Raw genomic sequence first — 22,851 nt, 5'->3', positions numbered from 1 at the left:
AATGTAAATTATATAACAAACATATAACACCTATATCCAAAGAACAATTACATAATATAATTTTGTCAACCATCACAGCGATCCATTAAGCACATGCCTTTTGAAGTTAGGGATTTTGAGCCCATACCCATCGTACAGTTATAAAATTTGAACTTCATGAACACACTTTAAAGAAAGTAGCATGGATATCATTTTCAGCATCCAGCTTTTCTCGCAACAGCGTACAACACATTTTTAGAAACATAAAGCTCAAACACCCGTCCAATATCCTCGGATGAAGAAGGAATCCATTTTACTGTTGACATCTTAACTTCATTATCAACACTTTCTTGAACAAGCTGCCACGATTTTCCCATATCTGGTGAACGGAATATACCATCAGGATGGCCTACAAATAAATCGCTCCCAACTTGCTTAATAGATGTAATATTCATCGATGGTTTAAGTCCCATATCAATGGCTTTCCAAGTTTTTCCCTCATCATTGGAAACCCTAATTCTCCTAGACTTGGTACTTGAACTGTATGAGATAGCCGCAAATCCACCATCGATACGTTCGATAGCTATGCCTACTCCACCTTCATTAATAACCAATTCCCAGTTTTCACCATTGTCAGTCGAACGCATGATGCCCTCCTGACAACTAGCTAATAAAACTCCTTTTGACTCCACAATACTCCCAACCCAACTTTTTTGTGAAGGCTCCCAGCTTTGTCCTTTGTCGTAAGATTTGTATAGGCCTTTACCCGAGCTAAGGAATATCGTCCCATTGGAGGCTTCAAAAATAGATTGAACCGAATGATTTTTGAGGTTGGTATATATCGGCAACCAGGTTTCGGAAGAGGGCTTTTTTTGATAAATGGATCCATCATAACTGTAGGCCATAACTCCTGATGGATTGAAAGAAATCGAAGTATTTTTTATAGCTGGTATGTTCACTTTTTCCCAAATAGGAGTTTTAAGATTACTTTCACTCCGATATGTGACACCATTTGTGCGTAAATAAACTTCGGATTCACCTGCAAAAAAACCTACAAACTGTTCAAGTTCAGGCAAATCTCTGCCGATTTCTAGCCATGTCTGTCCCCTATCATTTGATTGGAAAATGACGCTGTTTTTTTCTGGTTTATTAGTATTTATCGTGGTGGGATTGCCATTTAGGGTTTTGATTCCCAGTTCATCACCAACACCGATGAGAGCATTGTCTTCCCCTTTGGCAAGATCTGCATCTTTCACGTTACCAAATAAACTCCAGTCCGAAAAACCTGGAGCAAATGTCCATGAACCAATAATTACTGTTAATAGCGTCAGGAGCAGGATGACAGGCGATTTTTTCAAATTTTTCATAAAAGAAGTTACTTTGGTTTTACATTTCCCAAACATAAACATTCAAGGAATGGATAACTGTTAACAGTTTGTAAAAACAATGTAAAGGAATGTAAAATCTTTCACCACCTTGTTCAGGCCCCTCGGACTTAACCGCTGGACTGCAGCTGTTTTTTTGGATAGTAATTGGAAAGAGATGAAACGTGTGGATTGAGTAGTTTAATGTCCAAATAGAATCAAACCAAACAAACGCCGGTCATTCTTCCCCTGCTTGATAAACAGGACATAGGCGCCTTTGAATTATGTTGATTGCTTTTTGGGGTTCGATAGACATAACCGAAATACTGTGCTACTTTTTCTTGACTTTTCTGCGTCTCTGAGTAATTTTTTTTGACCATCAGGAAGGAGAAGCTTCACTAAGCAATTGGTCAAGGATACTTGTTTGGCCTAGCCTTTTGCTATTTCCAAAATACTTCTATCTTCGTATAAAGGCATAATTCTAAATTTTTCAGAATTATATTCCACTTGCCCATCATAAGTAATCATATCCCAATGCAAGAAATCACAGAAGACCTAAAAGTGCCAAAACTCAAGCAGGTTGCGATAGATAATCAACTTTTTTTCCAAATTCTGAATGTCGACCAAATGCGGCCATTCTTTATGAGCATTGTAAGCAGCTCAAATCATTGGATGTTTATAAGCAGTAACGGTGGTTTGAGTGCAGGTAGAAAAAACGCAGAATATGCGTTGTTTCCTTACTATACGGATGATAAAATTACAGAGTCTGCAGACATCACAGGATCGAAGTCCATTTTTTCAGTCTCCCGATCCGGCCAATCTGTAATCTGGGAACCGTTTTCGATCAGAAGTTCAGAAAAGTATAAAATCCAGCGGAACCTTTACAAGAATGTATACGGCAATACGATCCTGTTCGAAGAAATCAACTTCGATTTGAACCTGACATTCCAGTACCAATGGAATACAAGTCACCGATATGGTTTTGTCAAAAAAAGCAGGTTGATTAATAATAATTCAACACCGGTTGACATTTCTGTTCTTGATGGGATCCAAAATATTGTTCCTTACGGGGTGCCAAGTTCAACCCAAAATCAGGTAAGCAATCTGGTGGATGCTTATAAGCGGAACGAACTTGATAAAGAAAGCGGAATTGGAATTTTTGCTCTTAGTGTCATTATTGTGGATAAGCCTGAACCAAGCGAGGCATTAAAGGCAAACATTGCCTGGTCTCTTGGTTTAGAAAATCCCAATCACCTCCTTTCATCCCTGCAGCTCGAGAATTTTAGAAAAGGGATAGCAATCAGGGAAGAATCAGATATCAAAGCCGAAAAGGGAGCCTATTTTTTGAATGGCGATATTTCAATTTCTCCCGGAAAAGAAAAGGAATGGCTGATCGTCTCCAATGTGAACAACAGTGTCTCACAAGTTATTGAAATAGCCAATCAGATAAAAAATGATCCCCAATTGGCACAAAAGGTTATCGCAGATATTGAAGCCGGAACAAGACAGTTGATCCAACTGAATGCCGCCGCCGATGGGCTGCAATTGACCAAGGATACACTGAGGGATACCCGGCATTTTGCCAACTCTCTGTTTAACATAATGCGGGGAGGAATTTTTGATGACAACTACAGACTAGACAAAAAAGACATCACCGATTATTTTTCGAAGGCAAATAAACAGGTTTTGGCTTATTGGCAAAAACTCAGCGAAAACCTTCCACTACAGCTTTCACTCAGGAGTTTTAAAGAACTGATAATCAATTCAAAAGATTCTGATTTTAGAAGATTGTGCGTTGAATATTTACCCTTAAAGTTCAGCCGTCGCCATGGGGATCCAAGCCGACCTTGGAATAAATTCTCTATAAACACCTATAATGAAACTGACGGGTCAAAAATCCTTGATTATCAGGGAAATTGGAGAGATATATTTCAGAATTGGGAGGCATTGGTCCACTCCTACCCTGAGTTTATTGAAGGAATGATTTTCAAATTTCTGAATGCTTCCACTTTCGATGGATATAATCCTTATCGGGTGACCAAGGATGGCATTGATTGGGAAAGAATTGAACCGGACGATCCATGGTCATACATCGGTTATTGGGGCGATCACCAAATCATTTATTTGTTGAAGTTTCTTGAGTTTATTGAGAAATATTACCCTGGCAGGTTAGAAAGCTATTTTGACAGGCGGGATTTTGTCTATGCCAATGTACCCTATAAGATAAAGAGCCACGAGGACATATTAAAGAACCCAAAAGACACGATAGATTTCGATCATGGACTTGATACCAAGATCAAGGAACGTTGGTTGTGGCTTGGCGCCGACAGTGCCTTGCTTCAGGATAGACAAGGTTCGGTTTATCATGTCAATTTTGTGGAGAAGATTTTAGCGACACTGTTGGCAAAGATGTCTAATTTTTTACCCGAAGGTGGTATTTGGATGAATACCCAGCGTCCCGAATGGAACGACGCCAACAATGCCTTGGTCGGAAATGGATTATCCATGGTGACATTGTATTACCTCAGGAGGTTTCTTACTTTTTTTGATGGAATTCTTGAAAATACAAAATCGAAAGAAGTTGAGATTTCAGAGGAATTGATGACTTTCTTTAAGGGTGTGTCAGAAACGCTTAAGAAAAATGAACACCTTCTTGAGGTCTCTTTTACTGACAAGGATCGCAAGAAGGTTTTGGATGGTGTTGGATTGGCCGGAAGCAAATATAGAAATCATATCTATAAACAATCTTTTAGCGGCAATCAGGAGGCTATTCAAATCCAAGACCTCCGGGATTTCACCCAAATATGCCTTGCCTATTTGGAACACAGCATTCGCGCAAATAAAAGACATGACGGCCTTTATCATGGCTATAACCTGATGACAGTTGAAAATCAGGATGAAATTTCTGTTTCTTACCTGAGTGAAATGTTAGAGGGTCAGGTTGCGGTTTTAAGTTCAGGCTACTTGTCATCTTCCGAGGTGTTGGATTTATTAGATGCATTGAGAAGCAGTGCACTTTACAGAAAAGATCAGAATAGCTACATCCTTTATCCCAATAAGAATCTAAAAGGTTTTCTGGAAAAGAACAACATTTCTCAGGCTGCAATTTCAAGTTCTCCGCTGCTTATGATGCTTGTCAATGAAGGAAATAAGCAGATAGTAGAGAAAGATGTGAACGGAGGCTACCATTTTAATGGCAATTTTAAAAATGCAAAAGACCTTCGAAACGAATTGGAATTACTTTCCAAAACCAATTACAAACAGATCAATGAATCGGATATCAAGGAAGTCTTGGAGATATTCGAAGAAATTTTTGACCATAAATCCTTTACGGGACGATCTGGGACATTTTTTGGCTATGAAGGTTTGGGGTCAATTTATTGGCACATGGTTTCAAAATTGTCTTTGGCAGTACAGGAATGTTGTCTTGAAGCAATAAAAAGTAATGAAAAAGAAGACCTGATTCATGGCATTCAAAATCATTATTATGAAATCAATGAAGGTATCGGACTGCATAAATCCCCTACCCTTTACGGCGCTTTCCCGACTGACCCCTACTCCCATACCCCAATTGGGAAAGGTGTACAACAGCCGGGAATGACAGGTCAGGTAAAAGAAGATGTTTTAAGTCGATTTGGAGAGCTTGGAGTGTCTGTAATTGATGGAAAATTGGGATTTAATGCCTCTATGCTTAGAAAGGATGAGTTTCTTACTGAGGCAAAAATCTTTGAATATATTGACGTCAACTCAGAATGGTTGAAATTAAAGTTAGAACCGGGATCTTTAGGCTTTACTTATTGTCAGATCCCAATCGTATACAAACTTGCTGATCATTCTGGACTTGATGTAATAATGAAAAATGGCTATATTTCAAATAGTCCAAATCTTACACTTGAAATTGATTTTAGCCAAAGTATATTTGGAAGAACCGGAGAAATCAGTCAAATTATTGTTCATTTGGATAGAAAAGCATTTAAATGATACTTGATCGTCCTCCTTAACTTAAGAATTTTGGATTATACTTAATCAGTTTTTTACAGAACCAACCGAATGGGTAAAGAAGAAATGACTTTTCAAATCATTGAAAAAAAAATCGACTCAATGCTTGAAAGGATGACCATCGATGAAATGATAGGTCAGATGACGCAAGTAAGGCATTTTGATGATATCTCCGGAGATGATATTAAAACCAAGCTAATCGGTTCTGTCATCCATACCCAAGGTCCGCTTCCCGGCCTTACTGCCACAGAATGGCAAGCCAAAGTAACTGATCTGCAAAAACAAGCCCTTTCCACGCGCTTAGGAATTCCATTGTTATTTGGTGTAGATGCTGTGCATGGCCAAAATACATTTGAGGGCGCTACTATTTTTCCACATAATATTGGTTTGGGAGCTTCAGCAAATCCGGACCTTGTCCATCAAGCCGCTGAAATAACAGCCTTAGAAACGCAGGCAACAGGGTTTAACTGGGTTTTTTCGCCTTGTGTGGCCATTCCATACAACGAAAAATGGGGAAGAGTTTACGAAGCTTTTTCTGAAAACACGGATATAACCGTGGAATTGACTAGAGCTTCTGTCCGTGGACACCAAGGTGATCTCAGCCAAAGTGAAAATGTGCTGGCAACAGCAAAACACTTCATTGGCGATGGTTCTACGGATTTTGGTGTCGAAGGAGGAAACTCATCCTTATCCCTTGATGAGGTTAAAATAAGACTCCTTCCCCCCTATCAGGCTGCAGTGGATGAAGGCGTAGGCGCGGTTATGGCCTCTTTTAACAAAATGGACGGGATTTCGATGCATGCGCATAAAGCGTTGATTACTGATCTATTAAAGGGCGAATTGAAATTTGATGGAATCGTTGTTTCAGATTGGAAGGGGTATTCAAGGTTTGGGGAAAATGATATCATCAATGCGGGCATAGACATGGTAATGGCCGTAGATGGTGATTTGGAAGGTTTTCAAAATGGACTGAAAGAGGCGGTTTCAAGTGGAGTTGTTCCACTGACGAGGATTAAGGATGCCGTGCGTAGAATTTTGAGGCAAAAATTCAGACTTGGGTTATTTGACAAACCTTTCCCTGATAACAATCTCATCAATAAAATAGGCCTTAAAAAGCACAGAGAGGTAGCAAGACAAGCGGTGCGGGAGTCACTTGTTTTGTTAAAAAATGAAGACAATATATTACCTCTAAAAAGAGACGCTAAAATAGTGGTAGTGGGTGAATTTGGAGATAACTCAGGATTACAGTCAGGAGGATGGACGGTCAACTGGCAGGGAACCAATGAAAACTATCGTGGGGCAACAACCATCTTGGAAGGTTTTAAAAAAATCTCATCCGTTGAAGTCGCTTATGACAAAGATGGAATTGGAAATGATGATGCCGATATCGCGGTGATTGTCGTTGGGGAAACTCCCTATGCTGAGTTTTTTGGGGACATAGGCGGAGAAATCAATGCTTATCAACTTACACTTACTGAAATCCATCAGAATTATATCGATACCTATATTAAGTTAGGAAAAAAAACAGTAGTGGTACTTGTTTGCGGCAGGCCTTTGGTTGTAACCCCCCAAATTGACCAATCGGATGCATTTGTCGTGGCATGGTTGCCCGGGTCTGAAGGTAATGGCATTGCTGAGGTACTTTATGGTGAGTATGACTTTAAAGGAAAACTACCCCACTCATGGCCAAAATCTGTAGATGATTACAATGGGAAATACGGTCCTAATTTTTGGGATGATTCGATAAAACCACTGTTTCCACTCGGGTTTGGGTTAAATTATAAGTCTTGATCAAATAAAAAGTGAAATGGATATAACCATAAATAAAGGAATGTGTATGAAGTCATCGTCGAAAATAATTATTGCAGGTGCAATCTTAGCTTTTTGCTTTGCCTGTGCCAAAAAAGAAGAATCGAATCAACTAACCAAGAAAGAAGTGACGGCAAAAGAAATACTAGGAAATCCAGAATACGTTGCGATATCCTATGAGGGATATCGGCAAAAATCAAGAGAAACCCAGCCTACTGTTGAGGAACTAAAAGAAGATATCAGAATCTTATCTGCTATGGGAATTAGGATTTTGAGAACTTACAATGTTCAAATGCCTCATGCTTCAAATGTCCTTAAGGCTATCCGGGAGCTTAAAAATGAAAATCCGGATTTTGAGATGTATGTGATGCTTGGTGCTTGGATAGATTGTAAAAACGCATGGACAGACCAAACTCCCGATCATGAAGTAGAAAGCGAACAAAATGAAGGAGAGATTGGCCGAGCCGTGGCTCTGGCGAATCAATACCCTGAGATTGTTAAAATTCTTGCTGTTGGCAATGAGGCAATGGTTAGATGGGCCACTAGCTATTTTGTTCAGCCTTCAATAATCCTTAAGTGGGTTACTCACTTACAGTCTTTGAAAGCTTCCGGCAAGCTTCCTAAAGAATTATGGATTACCTGTTCAGATGATTTTTCCTCCTGGGGAGGCGCTGATTCGAGCTACCACACCGAAGACCTCGCAAAACTGGTCAAAGCTGTAGATTATATTTCCCTACACACCTATCCTTACCATAATACCCATTATAATCCTTCTTTTTGGTTTGTCCCTGAAGACCAAAGCCAAAATTCAGATATTGAAAAAATAGATGCAGCCATGTTAAGGGCAAAAGATTTTGCCAAAATGCAGTATGATTCTGTTGCTAATTATGTCAAAAGTCTTGGAGTTGAAAAACCGATCCATATCGGTGAGACCGGTTGGGCTTCAGAATCTGATGGTTTTTATGGATCAGAAGGATCTAGGGCAACGGACGAATACAAGCAAGGGCTATATTACAAACACATGCGTGAATGGACTTCTGCTTCCGGAATTTCCTGTTTTTATTTTGAAGCTTTCAATGAACAATGGAAGGACGCACAAAATCCCAACGGTTCGGAAAATCATTTCGGGCTTTTCACACTTAAAGGTGAAGCAAAATATGCACTTTGGGATTTGGTTGACAAAGGTATTTTTGAGGGTTTGGGTAGGGATGGTAATCCAATAGTAAAAACCTATGGTGGAGACAAGGAAGCCTTGCTAAAGGAAGTAATGGCACCACCTGCCAAGTAAAATTTAACCAAAATACACATTTTATTTTCGATCAAAAAGTCACTAATAAACCCTAATAACTATGTCAACCACCACGAATAAAGTCCCGATGGGCCAAAAAATTGCCTTCGGCGTTGGTATGTTAGCCAACCAAATGTTTCCTGCTTCCCTAGGGATATTTATGGTGGTGCTAGTGCAAAACCTGGGATTCCCAGGCTGGATGTGGGGAATCGTTTACTTCCTTCCACGTGTATTCGATGCTGTAACAGACCCTATTATGGGCTTTATCTCAGATAATACCAAATCCAGATGGGGAAGGCGAAGACAATATGTATTTATCGGCGCTATTTTAATGGGGATTACCTTTTCGGTAATGTGGCAGCTTTATGGGGATAACAGCGTGAATTATAACTTCACCTATTTTTTATTTGGCTCTTTTGCCTTTTACCTCGGGCTTACTATTTTCAGTGTGCCTTACGTAGCCATGGGCTATGAAATGAGTGAGGATTTCCATGAGCGTACCCAAATTATGGCCATAGCCCAATGGATTGGGCAGTGGGCTTGGGTGATTGCTCCATGGTTTTGGGTCATTATGTACGAGCCAAGTTGGTTCCCATCCCCGGAAGCCGCTACACGTGAATTATCGATTTGGGTCGGAGTGATTTTTGCTTTATGTGCGATGGTTCCTGCCATTTTCATTCCCAGTAAATCCACCAAAAATGAAAATTTCTCGCCACTTACATTCAATGCAATAGGTGATAGTATGTCTCAAATCATACGGGGGTTCAAAGAAGCCTTTTCCTCGACACCTTTCAGAAAGCTGTGTTTATCCACATTTTTTATTTTCAATGCATTTAATACCGTTGCAGGATTTGTCTTTTTTATAGTGGTTTGGCATTTGTTTAATGGAGATGCAGGTGCAGCCGGCTACTGGACGCCACTATTCGGAAGTATCGGTGCATTGGTCACTACCTTTATTGTCATTCCTGTGGTAGCTTGGTTGTCCAAAAAGATTGGTAAGAAGAATGCCTTCATGGTATCCCAAGGCATAGCCTTGGTCGGTTATCTTTCATTGTGGTTCCTTTTTGTACCCGGCAAGCCTTGGATGTTCATCTTTTCCCTCCCATTACACTCTTTTGGAATCGGTAGCCTTTTTGTCTTGATGATGTCCATGACTGCTGATGTGATCGACTTAGACGAACTGAATTACGGAAAACGAAGGGAAGGAGTATTCGGCGCCATTTATTGGTATATGGTGAAGTTCGGATTTGCCATAGCAGGTGGTTTGAGTGGATTGATTCTGACCGTAGTAGGTTTTGATGGAAATGCAGCGGTTCAGCCTGAAGGCGCAGTGGATGGTCTGAGAATTTTCTTTTCGGGGCTTCCGATGTTGGGAACCATAGCGGCCATGTACCTCATGCATGACTATGATGTGGATGAAAGAAGGGCCAACGAAATCCGTGAAGAATTAAAAAAGCGGGCAGAGGCCAAAAAAAACCTTGAAAACCCATATTCTCAGAATGAAAATTCAGCGGTACTGGCCAAAGTGCAAAATGCAACTTCTCCCAAAACAGACATTGATTTTTCAAATAAATCCAACACCGAAATAAAGCAACTCTTTTCCAAAACATTTGATTTAGGCATTCATGGCCTATGCTTTAGCCCCTATTTGGAAGGTCAGAATGTAGGTGATCAATTATCCGAGAATCAAATCCGGAGGAGAATGGACTTGGTTTCAAAACATGTCAATTGGGTTCGCTCTTTTTCATGTACAGACGGAAATGAATACATTCCCAAAGCAGCCCATGAAAAAGGACTTAAGACGATGGTGGGTGCTTGGATTGGAGTCGATAAAGCGAAAAATGAACAGGAGATTAAAAACCTGATCAGTCTGGCACAACAAGGATTTGTGGATATCGCTGTCGTTGGCAATGAGGTTTTACTTAGAAATGAATTGACGGAGCAGGAAATAATAGATTACATCAAGGAGGTGAAAGAATCCTTACCCAATACGCCTGTCAGCTACGTGGACACCTATTTTCAACACCAAAAGCATCCCTTACTTGTAGATGCCTGTGATATCATTTTAGCAAACTGTTATCCTTTTTGGGAAGGAAAAAGTATTGAAGAAGCATCTTCCCATTTACAGCAAATGTATACGTCTACAAAAGGCATTGCAAATGGTAAAAAAATCATCATTACAGAAACAGGTTGGCCGAATCAGGGAGATAAAGTCCAAGACGCCGAACCTTCTGAAGAGAACGCAATGAAGTACTTTATTAATGCTAACAATTGGTCCCAACAAGAGAAGGTGGACATGTTCTATTTTTCCTCATTCGATGAGTCTTGGAAAATACACCACGAAGGTGATGTCGGTCAACGTTGGGGAATTTGGGATAAGAATGAAAACTTAAAATACATCTAGGAATGTCTTCAAAAGCTGAAAAATTATTATCGTTGGCCGGTGTTTCATTTGAAGGTGCTTCTTTTGAAACCTTGAAGGAATTGTATAGAAAAGTCCTGGATTTTGGGATGCATGGGATTGGCTTCAGCCCATACATAGAAGGACAAAAACCCGGAGACATCATTTCAGAGCAACAGATAAGAAGGAGAATGGAAATCATCCGGCCTTATACATCTTGGGTTCGCTCTTTCTCCTGTACGGATGGGAATGAGCTGATTCCAAAAATCGCCAAGGAATATGGGATGAAAACTTTAGTGGGTGCATGGCTGGGTAAGGATGACAAAATCAATCAGCTGGAGATAGAAAATCTGATCAAGATCTCTAATGAAGGATATGTTGACATTGCAGCTGTTGGAAATGAAGTCATGTACCGCGAAGACCTCACCGAGGACGAGCTTTTAACCTTCATGCAAAAAGTAAAATCGGCAATTAAGGGGATTCCAGTTGGTTATGTAGATGCCTATTATGAATTTGAGGATTATCCAAAAATTGCTGAAGCCTGTGATATTATCTTGGCCAATTGCTATCCTTATTGGGAAGGATGTCACATAGACTATTCATTGTTATACATGAAGGAAATGTATAACAGGGCAAAACGCGCCTCCAAAGGAAAACCTGTTGTCATCAGCGAAACCGGTTGGCCGAGTCAGGGAACCAGCCTAGGAGCTGCCATGCCCTCTGATGAAAATTTTATCAAATATTTTATCAATACACAGAAGTGGTCAAAAGAAGATAATATTGAAATTTTCTATTTTTCATCATTTGATGAGTCATGGAAGGTTGGAGCGGAAGGAGATGTGGGCGCCTATTGGGGTCTTTGGGACAAAGATGAAAACCTTAAATATTAAACATATTAGGAGTTGAAAAAATCCCTGTAATTTTTAGGAAAGGTTTTATTACATAAAATATACTGTTAGGTGCTGTATTTACACATTTTGTGAATTCAGCACCGTTTTTTGTTTGTAAATGGATATCCTTCTTAATATGGCCGAGTAAAAAATCTCTTCAATGTCATACATTTCCTACAAATCAAGTCTGGTTTCCAGGTGGCAGAATAGAAAACAAATGATCAATGGCTTTTAGAATAAGCCGCTCTAAGCATCACTATTGATGTATAAAGTATAACTACTATCACAAGCCATCTAAGAATATCCAATGGCAACGACTTCACAATGAATGCAGCAATAAGGACGGCCACCACACCCGGAATTGCCATAGCCATGGCTGCTTTTCTATTGTAATCACCTTCACGAATAAATCTTATTGAGGCAGGCGGCATCAAAAATGCACATGAGCCCATCATGATTGGAAAGGCAACCTGAGGTGACATTCCAAGTGCAAAACCAAGGCCATACAAAGAGCATACAAACCTATCCCATCATTATATTATCTTGTGAAAATTTTCAAAGTAAGATCATTTATCATGAGGCGAAAAATCCCAGAGTCAACTCTACCAAAACTCAATCGCTCCCAATTTATTACTTCCGAAGGTTTACAAAAATTAAAGGAAGAACATGATCATTTATGGCGAGTTGAACGTCCAGACGTTACCGCAAAGGTTGCATGGGCCGCAAGTTTGGGAGATCGTTCAGAAAATGCCGATTACCATTACAACAAAAAACGTCTTCGAGAAATTGATAATCGCCTACGTTATTTGCGAAAGTGTATTGATGACTTTAAAGTTATTGATTATCACCCCAACCAAGAAGGAAAAGTGAATTTTGGTGCTTGGGTAGAAATTAAAAACGAAAAGAAAGGTCTTCAAAATCGTCTTCGAATTGTTGGTTACGAAGAGTTAATAGGTAACAAAAATTACATCTCTATGGACTCTCCCATGGCTAATTCGCTTCTTGGTAAAACTGTTGGAGATGAGGTGATAGTTAAAACCAAAATGGGTGATTTTGTATGGAAAATTCTTAAAATAGAGTACCAAAAGTAGTTTTGCTAATCATAGCTATAAGGAATTGCTTGGCATAAAGTAATTTATAATACACCTTTTTTTCTTCGTGTTGGTAAACTGCAGTTCTTCTATTTCATTTTTCCTGATTGTAATTTCAAAATAATTCCAAATCACTTTTTCTCCAAATCCATACTCAATTCCTTTTGAACCAATCCAGCTCTCAGCATCACTGTTGAGGTATAAAGTATAACCACTATCACAAGCCATCTGAGAATATCCAATGGCAACGACTTCACTATAAATGCAGCAATCAATACAGCTACAATACCCGGAATTGCCATGGCTACTGCAGCTTTTCTATTATAGGCTCCTTCACGGATAAAACGAATGGATGCGGGTGGCATCAAAAAAGCACATGATCCCATCATGATCGGAAAAGCCACCTGCGGCGACATCCCAAGCGCAAAAACCAAAGCCATACATGGGGCATACAAACCAATACCGGCAGTCATCAACGCACCCAGGAAAAAGTTGGCAACGATCGCAATCAGAAGTTTACCTCCTTCAAGGCCGATAGCCTCGCCACCTCCCTGAATCCAATCCAAGTTGCGGGCAAGCATAAAACCGGCTGTAATAAGCAAAGCAAATCCCATAGTCAGCCTGATTTTACGTTCGGAAAGTTTTGAAATTACACCTGCACCCACGATGGCCCCGATTGCAGCCGATACTAGCATTAGAATAAGGGTTTTTGGCTCGACTTCAATGATCGTGATAAAAATCAGAGCCTGTAACAATACAGGAAGAGTATTGGCAACATTCATCGTACCCGGGATGAGCTTGTCCTCGGTTTGTTTGGTGAATTTTAGCAACGCTGTTTGAGGAGCAAAGGCACCAATACCCAACACATCAAAAAAATTGACCACAAATCCGATCACGGAAGTTTTTCTCCAGCTGCTAGGTTCCAACCTGTTTTTATGTCTGAGAAAATCCCTCGTCAATACAAGGGTAAACCAAACCGTAAGGATGGCGAGTGAAATCCAAATAAATGCCACCATGGAGTCTAGTTTCTTATAAATAATTATATTGCTTATCGAGCGAATCCTTCATACCATTATCAAGAAAGAAATTTTCTATGAAATATATCAATAATTTGAAAAGAAATTCAGCTTTTGCAATAGCCATAGTGGCTTGTTTTATGCTATTTTTCTTTTCTTCCAATAAGCTTTTTGCACAACAGCCATTCTCTCCTTTGGAAGCTTCCTTTCAAGACTATAAAAAGATGAAGGAAGAAACCGGATTCAAATTGGAATGGATATCCTTGGGGCCTACCGTCAACTCTGCCCGTGCAGATATTGTACAGGTGGATCACACAAATCCAGGGACTATGTATGCGGGATTTGGGTCAGGTGGTCTATGGAAGACCACAAACCATGGACTAAATTGGAATTCAGTATTTGAAGAGCAGTCTTCCCTTGGGATCGGTGATGTTGAATTGGCACCTTCTGACCCCAATATTATATATCTAGGAACCGGAGAAAACCTAAAGAAGCCCAGAAACTTCACTTTGCCCGGAACAGGTATGTACCGATCTGACGACGCGGGGCTTACCTGGAACAAGATTGGTCTGGAGGATTCATGGTCAATCGCTGAGATTGAAATTCATCCTACTAATCCTGATATCGTTTTCGTGTGTGTTCTGGGACACCTTTGGTCCAAAAACCCAAACAGAGGATTATACAGAACGATGAACGGAGGAAAAACTTGGGAACATGTACTCTACAAAGACGAGATGACCGGGGCAAATGAAGTGGTCATCTCCCCTACCAATCCCCAAATCATGTATTCTTCTTTATGGGAAGTATATCCTGGAATTAGCGGAAAAAACAGCGGCATTTACAGAAGCATAGATGGAGGAACAACATGGACACAATGTACCAATGGATTACCTTCAGGTCCAAAAACAGGACGGATAGGTCTTGCCGTTTCCTCAACCAATCCTGACAAAGCTTACGCGCTGATAGACAATTTGAACAATGAAACTGAACATGCAGCAGAACTTTACAAAACTACCGATGGTGGGTTGAACTGGACCAAAACCCATTCTGAACCATTCAAAGTATTTTCCGTCATAGGGTGGTATTTTACCGATGTTTATGTCAACCCCAAAAATGACGAAGAAGTATTTTGTCTAGGAGTCAGACTTGCACATAGTCTCGATGGAGGCAAGTCTTTTTCCTTTATCGGGGGGCAGGTTACCCGCATGACACCAAGCTTAGCCCAAGGCCTTCATCTGGACCAATGCGAATTATGGATCAACCCAACGAATCCCAACCATTTGGCCTTGGGCAATGATGGAGGATACTATGTGAGCTATGACAAAGGATTATCTTGGATTCATTATAATAATATTCCAACAGGTGAATTTTATGATATCACCATTGACCAATCAGATTTTACCATCTATGGGGGAACCCAGGATGATGCTACTGTTTCTGGACCTGCAAAGGAATTGAATACCAGATTTCCTGATCCCTGGAAATATGTCTGGATCGATGCATGGGATGGTGGGGATGGCTGTGTTACTCAAATTGACCCTATTGACAAATCTATTATTTATTACAGCCGCCAACATGGAGATGCGATGAGGTTGGACAAATCCAATGATGTGGCAGTCTCCATCAGGCCAACACTTCCCAAGGAAATGAAGGATACACTGGTCTTTAACTACATGACCCCTTACTTTTTGTCTGCTTATGATAGTAAAACACTATACCATGGAGGAAATTTCATGTTAAAAAGCACTGACCGTGGTGATACATGGAAAGTAATCAGTCCCAATCTTAGTAATTCTTCAAAGAAAGAAAAGAAATCATTTGCCACCGGGGCAATCGTAGAATCCCCTTTACAAAAAGGATTGCTTTACGCAGGTACCGATCACGGGGCTTTTTGGGTTTCAAAAAACGATGGTGAGAGTTGGGAAGAGCATTCAACGAGTATAGCCAACAACTACATTCGTAGCATATCTCCCTCCAATCACAAAGTGCAACGTGTTTACATGGCTATGACCGGAATTAATTATGATGATTTGAAAAGTTATCTCTATGCTTCTGAAGACTTTGGAATGACCTGGAAAACCATTGCCGCAGGCCTACCCAACGAACCAATTAACGTGGTCAAGGAAGATCCTTCAAATGAAAACATCTTATATGCCGGCACTGTACGCGGTGTTTATATATCTATAGACAGGGGAAAAAACTGGTCCTACCTTGGAACCAATATGCCTGCCACGGCCGTAGCTGACTTGGAGATATATTTACCTACAATGGACTTGGTGGTAGGTACCCATGGACGGGGGATTTATAAAACAAGCCTTCTTCCCATTCAGAAAATGGTAAGCGAAAACCTTCCTGAAGACAAAGATTATTTTTTTGAAATCGGTAAAACAGCGAGACCCTGGTTTAATTCATCACACGGTGAACCTGATTATCGAACTGTTGAAAAAGCAACATTTTCTTTTTGGCTAAGCCAATCAAAACCAGTTACTATTTCAGTGGTTGATCAATCAAATACGGAAATATGGAAAACGAATCTAACTGGTTTTAAAGGTTTTAACCAACACCGATGGGATTTGATTGTGAAAAAGGAAACAAGTGACAACCCATATTTCATTCACTATGATCAATTTATAAAAGCGGGAGTTTACAAAGTGAAAATTATTTCGGGAGAAGATCATATGGAACAAAATTTTGAGGTTATAGATGGAAAATCACCTTATATCGTTGAGACGATTTCTGATTAGGCGGGATTTGAAACTCAATTTTCTCCATTAAATGTAAATAACCATTCCACATTGCTTTTCTTCCTTCATTCAAAATTTTAATCAAGGGCTTTATCTCAGCCGAAAACTTCCCACGTAATAATCCAAATCGACTTTGACATCGGTTTGCTTGGAAACTTTCAATTCACTCCATTTGGTACTAGGCACTACACGGACTTTGTTTTCTCCCAATTCCAAATCCACCGGCATGTCAAAGGACGCAATGCAATTGCTCCATCTGTATTGGAGTGTCTGCTCATCTGAGTAGTAGTATTCGAGCACGGGCAAAGAACTGTTTCTGAGGTATTGGTCAAAGAAGCTGGAAAGGTCAATACCCGTTTGCATGGAAAGGTAATCTTCCACCTGTGCCGTCGTGACTGTCTGATGGTAAAATTCACTGTTCAATCCCCGGAGGATCTTTCTCCATTTTTCATCGTCATTGACGATTTCACGGAGCGTATTCAGGATATTCCCGCCTTTGTAATACATATCTCCGGAACCCCGGCTATTGACGCTATACCTTCCTATGATAGGAAGTTTGTTATCTATTCGGGTTCTCGTACCCCGCACATATTCCTGTCCGGCTTCTTTGCCATAAAAATAATCGAGATACAGGCTCTCGGAGTAGTTGGTAAAGCTCTCGTGGATCCACATATCTGCGACATCCTTGTAAGTGATGTTGTTGGCAAACCACTCATGACCGGATTCATGGATGATAATAAAGTCAAATTTCATCCCCCAACCTGTTCCGCTAAGGTCCGTGCCGCGATAGCCGTTTTGGTAACCGTTGCCATAAGTAACCGAACTCTGATGTTCCATACCGAGATAAGGCGCTTCCACGAGTTTGTAGCTGTCTTCATAAAATGGATAAGGCCCAAACCAATGCTCAAAAGCCTCCATCATCCGTCCTCCATCCATGAATTGTTTTTTGGCTTTCTCGAGATTGTCCCGCATCACATAATATTCCATGTCGAGAACGCCTTTTTCGCCCTGATATTTCTCCGAAAAATGGACATAGTCGCCTATGTTGATATTCACCCCGTAGTCATTGATGGGGTTACTGACAAACCAATGGAAAGTTTTGGTTTGCCCCTTGGTTTCGGTTTTTCGCAACCGGCCATTGGAAATGTTCATCAGGTTTTTTGGAACAGTCACGCTGATCAGCATGCTGTCTACCTCATCTGCAGGATGGTCTTTGCTTGGCCACCATATGCTCGAACCGATTCCTTGATTGGATGAAGCGATGAAATGGTTTCCGTTTTCATCTTTTTGCCAGGTGATGCCGCCGTCCCAAGGCGGGCGTACAGCTTCTTTGGGTTGACCTTCATAAGAGATGACGACTTCTTCAAATGAACCCACAACCTGCTTTTTGGGAAGGCTAATGAAATGGGCGGCTCCCTCCTTTCGGATTTCAAGTTTTTGCCCGTCTTGCTTTGCATCGATAATCCGTAAAGGTTCTTGCAAGTCTATCTGCAAGACTTGATGTGCTTTCTTTACCTGATACCGGACAGTATTGGTTCCTTTGATGGATTTGGTTTCAGGAAATACTTCCACAGCAAGGTGATAGTAATTCAGGTCCCACCATTCCCTTTCCGGTGTGATGCTTCCCCGAAGCGTATCTGCCCGGGTAAATTTTTGCTCCTGGGAATAAGATGTTGTAACAATCAGAATAAGCACTATGGCGGGAAGTAGTTTTCGGTATAGGTTCATGAGGTTGCTATAAACAGTTCTTTTGATTGGGTTTTCGGTATGATTAAATTCTGCAGAAACTCTAAACAATCATGCTTAAATCGGGTACAATATCCAGTATCAATTAATATCTGGTTTTGGAGCTTAGACTTCAAAGATCAATTGAAACCCAACAATTAGGACTTGATAAATCTTGAAATTTCCTCCCCAATCTCTAACAAAGCCTCACTTTCATCTTTGGTAAAATCATAAGGCACAGGCTTTGCGATGCCCAAGGTTCCATACAATTCCCCATCAAGTAACATCGGTGCTGCAATGGAACCTTCGACTTTGGTTTCCTTTGCGGCAGGCCTTGCCACCCCGGATGAATCTGTCTGCAGGTTACACATTTCGACAGGCTGTTTTCTTTCTGCAGCGATTCCTGCCATTCCTTTGCCGATCGGAATCACCGACATCTTTGGCAACAAAAAATCAGGAATGCCTTTCTGGGATTTAAGCATCAGCAAATTGGTCGATTTGTCAAGGGTGTGGATAGTTCCTGTAGTACAATCAAAAGCTGAGATGATGTTTTCCAACAATTGCTGCCAATTGATTTCGCCTTTTGTTTCTTTTATGGATTCGATGATTGATTCTGTCTTGTTCATAATATTTTTTTTCTAATTATATCCTTAAATTCCTTCTACCTCTCAATTTCACCTTTTACCTCCAACTTCCGTCCCGTTCAGTCAACTTTCGCCTCAAAACTCACCTTCTTCCCTTCTCCCTCAAAGCTGTTCACAAATGTGATGTTAGCCTTTTCCCCTTCAAACCTGATTCGGATGATTTCTGTATGCGGGCTTTCGATATACCTAAGCTGAAGTTCAATAGTATTCTCATCTATCCAAGCATAACTTCCGGCGATTTTGAATGGAGCCAAGCCTACCTGTTGGTTTTGGGCAAGAGTGAATAGATTGGGCCCTACTCTGTGGGTTTCATCTTTGATCCATTTACCAGATCCAAAGATCAACCTGTAAGTATTTGGCCCATGACCATAATTCAAAAGACAGACTCCTTCTTGAAAATTCAGGGAAAAAGTATTGACTTTTTCATTATTGGACGTGATGCTGTAATTTTTCCCATTCAATCTTTTTTCCAATTCAGGATTGTTTTTGCTTTGCAAAGGAGCCAAAGAAAGCTTCTCCAATCTATCCTTCAACAATAAATCCAGGTCGGAAGTAGCATCAAATGCAGGTAGGAGGTTTTCCCAGACCAAGTCAAATAAACCTTGCAGGTCGTTGGTCTCTGAGGTAAGGACAATGACCGCATCCTTTTCAGGCAATATCAAAATATACTGTCCAAAAGCACCGTCAGCCCGATAGGAATTGTACCGGCTTCTCCACATTTGATAGGCATATCCTTGAATCCAATCATTGGAAGCCATTTTTTCAGGGGAAGCATTCGGTTCCTGAAGTATTTTCAAAGTGGTGGCTTCTTCTATCCATGACTCCGGCAGTATTTGTTTTCCGTTCCAATTCCCTTTTTGTAGAAACAATTGACCGAATTTGGCCATGTCCTCGGTTTTGACACGGATACCCCAACCACCGGTTTGGATACCTTGTAAGTCCTTCTCCCAGTCCAAGCCCGTAATTCCCAAAGGTTTCAATAATCTTGGTTCCAGATAGTCCAAGAGCGTTTGTCCAGTAACTTTTTGGATGATGGCAGACATCATGTAGCTCGCAGGGGTATTGTACAGGAATTTTGTGCCCGGTTCATTGGCAATCGGCATATTAAGAAAGGCTTCCACCCAATTTTCTGTAGTAAAAACTTCCTGGTTAAAGCTTTTGTCATGCCCTACGCTCATGGTGAGCAAATCCTTGATTTCTAAGTTGGCAAGATTTGGACTGATTGTTTTGGGCAAGGATTCAGGAAAAAACGAAATGACTTTATCAGTTACTTTGAGTTTTTTCTCGGCGACAGCAAAGCCAATGGCCGTGGCAGTAAAACTCTTGCTGACAGAATACATGGTATGCTTGAGTTCGGGCTTGTAAGGATCCCACCATCCTTCGGCGATTACTTTTCCATGTCTCAGCACCATCATGCTGTGTACTTCATGGTTACTTTTCTCCACAGATTCGATAAAATCCAATATCCCTCCGGAGGAAACTTGTTGGGCCTTTGGTGTACTTCTGGGAAGGGAACTTTGGGCAATTGCTGGCAGGTAAACCAGAAAAAGTATAAAAAAGATAGTGGTTATTTTCATTGTCAGGTCTGATTGGTTTGAAGTTGATTTTGAAGTATTGGAGAAAAAAAATTCTCTTATTTTCTTCAATGGGAATTCATAAGGTAGTCAAACCTGACCTCATCCACAACTTCGATATGATTTTTGAAATCAGGAAATTCGGGATTGATAAGAAGATTATGTTCCAAAGGATAAAAGGATAAATTCAATCTGGCAGAGGGTACTTTCAAAAAAGGAAATTCTTTTTCCTGCAACCATGCCCTCCCAAAATCCTGTGTGACCTTTGCATGAGGCAAGACATTCCAATTTTCAGGTAAACTATCTTTTTCCAAAGTCCCAATCAAATCCGGATCAAGAATCCCAAATTCAATCATATACCACGATTTTCCGGAAACAGCATTGCCCTTGATGCACAGGTATTCCAATAAAGAAATGGCCGGACCACTTCCGGCATATATCATACCGGTTCCTTTGGGATTCCACCTTCCGGCATTAAATGAACAACTGAAAGGGTTTTTGTAGTACGATTCTGACATGATTCTAAAATAGCGCATACAGACTACATCACATTTCCAAAATGAAGGGCATCAAGGGCCTCATCAACCAACTCCAGACCTATCATCGAGGTCAGGTTTTTGATTGGAGCTTCATTGCCAAGGGCCATATTTGGACTGTCAAGCCATTGCTTGAGATGGGTCGTATTGCCAAAAAGGTCAACTCCTTTTTTGATCACCTCATCGATTTTGAAAAACTGATAGGAACCCGGAGTACCTATTGGGCTTTTGCTTTCCCATCGGGAAACCGTACTCGGCGATACTGAAGCTGCCTTGGCAATGTCCTGTATCTTGAAGCCGAGAAACTCAATGATAGGCAAAATATCCTCCGAAAGGAGGTTTTTGTCCAATAACTCCCCTACCTCATCCATTCCTTTTGCTTTGGTAAATGACGGAACAAAAAATCCGTAACCGCTTGGGACCTCATAAGACTTAAACTTACCTGATCGGCTTACCTTGAAGGTAGGATGATTACCATAATCCGAACTTTGAAAATCGGAAACCAAATTCTCATTCTCCAAAGATGGCTCAGAGTAATTTTTTGAGGGTTTTGATGATTTTATTGTCATTTTATCTGAACTGCTAAAATAAAATAATTTTCATATGACACTTTAAAAATAGTCATTTGACGTCGATTTTCAAAACTTTCCCCTCATTTTTTTTCCCTTTTTCCAATTCTTTTTCAATTTCATCCATGTTTCCTTTCAAGGCCTGATCAATGAGGGTATTCCACCGGGATTGGGCATCCTTATCCAAGCCGTGTCTTGTCTTGGCATCATAGATTTCCTGGAGCCTGTTCATTTCTCTGTAGGAATCAAAATAAGCATCATTGACTGCTGCTTCATAATTTTCAGGTGTAACCTCCAATTCTTTTAACCTGTTGATCAGCCTGTTGCCTACCACCCGGGTAACATCAAAATGCCTCTGTTCGTGATTCAAAGCATAATCAGATTTCCCTTGGCTTTTGGCCCAAGAGGATTCGGGAAGCATATAAACTTTAATTTCTATCGGAAATACCAAAACACCATTTTCCATAAATGGAGAGCCTTCCATAGCCAAACTGGTAAAAATCGTGGCGTTATATCCACTTGTCCTGCTTGGTTTTTCCCGAAAATCACTCCAAGAAAGTGGTCTGTTGAAATCATAAAAAACTGTATCCTGATCGCTTTTTTTCTTTTTTTCAAGGATTTCCAACCTAACAGTTTTTGCCAATTTTCTATTGACAGAGGCATTGTCATTTATCCAATCATTAAAAAAGACAATGGAATTTACCAATCCCCTATTTAAAATCTGATCAATTAAATCCATTCGGTTGATGGACCTTTTGTAAGTTATTCCGGCTTCATAATCCACCAAATGGACAGGTTCAAATGATGTTTTAAGGAAATATCCGAATTTGATTTTCAACTCCCCTGAGGCGACCTTGCTGCTTTGCTGTTTCTCATTAATTGTAAATTCCAAAACTTTCAGTTGTATGGCTCTATCGGAATCAGTTTTTTTGATTGAGTTGCTATAAAAAGTTTTGATTCCATCGGACAATCCGTATTTAATTTTTGCTTTAATTAATTGATTGTTAATATTATATACTTTTCCAATTAAAGCCAAATCCTCTTGAGCATTCATTACCTCTGACAATTCAAAACCGACATCTTCCAATATGATTTTAGCAGTTCCATTCAAATCAAACAGGATATCCTGAGCAATGGAATTCCGGAAAGAGATTAGAAACAAGATAGCTAAGAGCAATGATTTTCTACGCATAACCACTTAACGCAAAGCCAAAAACAACAG

At 40.4% G+C, this 22,851-nt stretch carries 16 protein-coding genes; 7 read left to right on the top strand and 9 right to left on the bottom strand.

Annotated elements, in window-relative coordinates:
* Positions 1-194: 194 nt before the first annotated feature.
* Entirely contained in the window at positions 195-1,346 is a 1,152-nt protein-coding gene (locus DQW11_RS01055; protein ID WP_157965987.1) for a WD40/YVTN/BNR-like repeat-containing protein, read from the bottom strand.
* A 531-nt stretch (positions 1,347-1,877) separates the two neighbouring features.
* On the opposite strand from DQW11_RS01055, the gene DQW11_RS01050 reads away from it, so the two are divergent.
* From DQW11_RS01050 to DQW11_RS01030, 5 genes are all read left to right on the top strand, one after another.
* Complete coding sequence (locus tag DQW11_RS01050) at positions 1,878-5,324, top strand: hypothetical protein (RefSeq protein WP_113922137.1); 3,447 nt, start codon at positions 1,878-1,880, stop codon at positions 5,322-5,324.
* 69 nt (positions 5,325-5,393) lie between these two features.
* Entirely contained in the window at positions 5,394-7,133 is a 1,740-nt protein-coding gene (locus DQW11_RS01045) for a glycoside hydrolase family 3 protein (protein ID WP_113922136.1), read from the top strand.
* Positions 7,134-7,179: 46 nt separating this feature from the next.
* The gene (locus DQW11_RS01040) at positions 7,180-8,439 is read left to right on the top strand and encodes a glycosyl hydrolase family 17 protein (RefSeq protein WP_113923150.1); all 1,260 of its coding nucleotides are present in this window, start codon (positions 7,180-7,182) and stop codon (positions 8,437-8,439) included.
* 61 nt (positions 8,440-8,500) lie between these two features.
* Entirely contained in the window at positions 8,501-10,843 is a 2,343-nt protein-coding gene (locus DQW11_RS01035) for an MFS transporter (protein WP_232826641.1), read from the top strand.
* 2 nt (positions 10,844-10,845) lie between these two features.
* On the top strand, positions 10,846-11,730 hold the full coding sequence (locus DQW11_RS01030; protein WP_113922135.1) for a glycoside hydrolase family 17 protein: 885 nt from the start codon (positions 10,846-10,848) through the stop codon (positions 11,728-11,730).
* A 221-nt stretch (positions 11,731-11,951) separates the two neighbouring features.
* On the opposite strand, the gene DQW11_RS22605 is transcribed toward DQW11_RS01030, so the two are convergent.
* A complete protein-coding gene (locus tag DQW11_RS22605; RefSeq protein WP_394337135.1) occupies positions 11,952-12,182 on the bottom strand; it encodes a TSUP family transporter in 231 nt (76 codons plus the stop codon).
* Positions 12,183-12,305: 123 nt separating this feature from the next.
* Here DQW11_RS22605 and greB point away from each other — a divergent pair, with 123 nt between their 5' ends.
* The gene (greB, locus tag DQW11_RS01020) at positions 12,306-12,821 is read left to right on the top strand and encodes a transcription elongation factor GreB (protein WP_113922134.1); all 516 of its coding nucleotides are present in this window, start codon (positions 12,306-12,308) and stop codon (positions 12,819-12,821) included.
* 131 nt (positions 12,822-12,952) lie between these two features.
* Here the strand turns inward: greB and DQW11_RS01015 are convergent, their stop codons facing one another.
* Positions 12,953-13,837 carry a sulfite exporter TauE/SafE family protein gene (locus DQW11_RS01015; RefSeq protein WP_113922133.1) on the bottom strand — a complete coding sequence of 295 codons (885 nt, stop codon included), beginning with the start codon at positions 13,835-13,837 and terminating at the stop codon, positions 12,953-12,955.
* Between the two features lie 77 nt (positions 13,838-13,914).
* Here DQW11_RS01015 and DQW11_RS01010 point away from each other — a divergent pair, with 77 nt between their 5' ends.
* Positions 13,915-16,581, top strand: a complete 2,667-nt coding sequence (locus DQW11_RS01010) for a VPS10 domain-containing protein (protein WP_113922132.1) — start codon at positions 13,915-13,917, stop codon at positions 16,579-16,581.
* 90 nt (positions 16,582-16,671) lie between these two features.
* Here the strand turns inward: DQW11_RS01010 and DQW11_RS01005 are convergent, their stop codons facing one another.
* The 6 genes from DQW11_RS01005 to DQW11_RS00980 form a co-directional block, all read right to left on the bottom strand.
* A complete protein-coding gene (locus DQW11_RS01005; protein ID WP_113923148.1) occupies positions 16,672-18,309 on the bottom strand; it encodes a M1 family metallopeptidase in 1,638 nt (545 codons plus the stop codon).
* A gap of 155 nt (positions 18,310-18,464) precedes the next feature.
* Complete coding sequence (locus DQW11_RS01000; protein ID WP_113922131.1) at positions 18,465-18,932, bottom strand: GAF domain-containing protein; 468 nt, start codon at positions 18,930-18,932, stop codon at positions 18,465-18,467.
* Positions 18,933-19,009: 77 nt separating this feature from the next.
* Positions 19,010-20,527, bottom strand: coding sequence for a serine hydrolase domain-containing protein (locus tag DQW11_RS00995; protein ID WP_157965986.1), 1,518 nt, complete (start codon positions 20,525-20,527; stop codon positions 19,010-19,012).
* Between the two features lie 65 nt (positions 20,528-20,592).
* The gene (locus tag DQW11_RS00990) at positions 20,593-21,042 is read right to left on the bottom strand and encodes an RES family NAD+ phosphorylase (protein WP_113922129.1); all 450 of its coding nucleotides are present in this window, start codon (positions 21,040-21,042) and stop codon (positions 20,593-20,595) included.
* Positions 21,043-21,065: 23 nt separating this feature from the next.
* Positions 21,066-21,629 carry an antitoxin Xre/MbcA/ParS toxin-binding domain-containing protein gene (locus DQW11_RS00985; RefSeq protein ID WP_113922128.1) on the bottom strand — a complete coding sequence of 188 codons (564 nt, stop codon included), beginning with the start codon at positions 21,627-21,629 and terminating at the stop codon, positions 21,066-21,068.
* A 52-nt stretch (positions 21,630-21,681) separates the two neighbouring features.
* Positions 21,682-22,821, bottom strand: coding sequence for a DUF922 domain-containing protein (locus tag DQW11_RS00980; RefSeq protein WP_113922127.1), 1,140 nt, complete (start codon positions 22,819-22,821; stop codon positions 21,682-21,684).
* Positions 22,822-22,851 lie beyond the last annotated feature (30 nt).

Source organism: Cognataquiflexum aquatile (assembly GCF_003316845.1).
GTDB classification, from domain to species: domain Bacteria; phylum Bacteroidota; class Bacteroidia; order Cytophagales; family Cyclobacteriaceae; genus Cognataquiflexum; species Cognataquiflexum aquatile.
Note: the sequence above shows the minus strand (reverse complement) of the source record. Positions and strands in the feature narration are given on the sequence as shown.

Bases quoted from the DNA above. Each gene is read 5' to 3' on its own strand.
- DQW11_RS01055 (WP_157965987.1), bottom strand. From the start codon at position 1,346: ATGAAAAATTTGAAAAAATCGCCTGTCATCCTGCTCCTGACGCTATTA.
- DQW11_RS01050 (WP_113922137.1), top strand. From the start codon at position 1,878: ATGCAAGAAATCACAGAAGACCTAAAAGTGCCAAAACTCAAGCAGGTT.
- DQW11_RS01045 (WP_113922136.1), top strand. From the start codon at position 5,394: ATGGGTAAAGAAGAAATGACTTTTCAAATCATTGAAAAAAAAATCGAC.
- DQW11_RS01040 (WP_113923150.1), top strand. From the start codon at position 7,180: ATGAAGTCATCGTCGAAAATAATTATTGCAGGTGCAATCTTAGCTTTT.
- DQW11_RS01035 (WP_232826641.1), top strand. From the start codon at position 8,501: ATGTCAACCACCACGAATAAAGTCCCGATGGGCCAAAAAATTGCCTTC.
- DQW11_RS01030 (WP_113922135.1), top strand. From the start codon at position 10,846: ATGTCTTCAAAAGCTGAAAAATTATTATCGTTGGCCGGTGTTTCATTT.
- DQW11_RS22605 (WP_394337135.1), bottom strand. From the start codon at position 12,182: ATGGGCTCATGTGCATTTTTGATGCCGCCTGCCTCAATAAGATTTATT.
- greB (WP_113922134.1), top strand. From the start codon at position 12,306: ATGAGGCGAAAAATCCCAGAGTCAACTCTACCAAAACTCAATCGCTCC.
- DQW11_RS01015 (WP_113922133.1), bottom strand. From the start codon at position 13,837: ATGGTGGCATTTATTTGGATTTCACTCGCCATCCTTACGGTTTGGTTT.
- DQW11_RS01010 (WP_113922132.1), top strand. From the start codon at position 13,915: ATGAAATATATCAATAATTTGAAAAGAAATTCAGCTTTTGCAATAGCC.
- DQW11_RS01005 (WP_113923148.1), bottom strand. From the start codon at position 18,309: ATGAACCTATACCGAAAACTACTTCCCGCCATAGTGCTTATTCTGATT.
- DQW11_RS01000 (WP_113922131.1), bottom strand. From the start codon at position 18,932: ATGAACAAGACAGAATCAATCATCGAATCCATAAAAGAAACAAAAGGC.
- DQW11_RS00995 (WP_157965986.1), bottom strand. From the start codon at position 20,527: ATGAAAATAACCACTATCTTTTTTATACTTTTTCTGGTTTACCTGCCA.
- DQW11_RS00990 (WP_113922129.1), bottom strand. From the start codon at position 21,042: ATGTCAGAATCGTACTACAAAAACCCTTTCAGTTGTTCATTTAATGCC.
- DQW11_RS00985 (WP_113922128.1), bottom strand. From the start codon at position 21,629: ATGACAATAAAATCATCAAAACCCTCAAAAAATTACTCTGAGCCATCT.
- DQW11_RS00980 (WP_113922127.1), bottom strand. From the start codon at position 22,821: ATGCGTAGAAAATCATTGCTCTTAGCTATCTTGTTTCTAATCTCTTTC.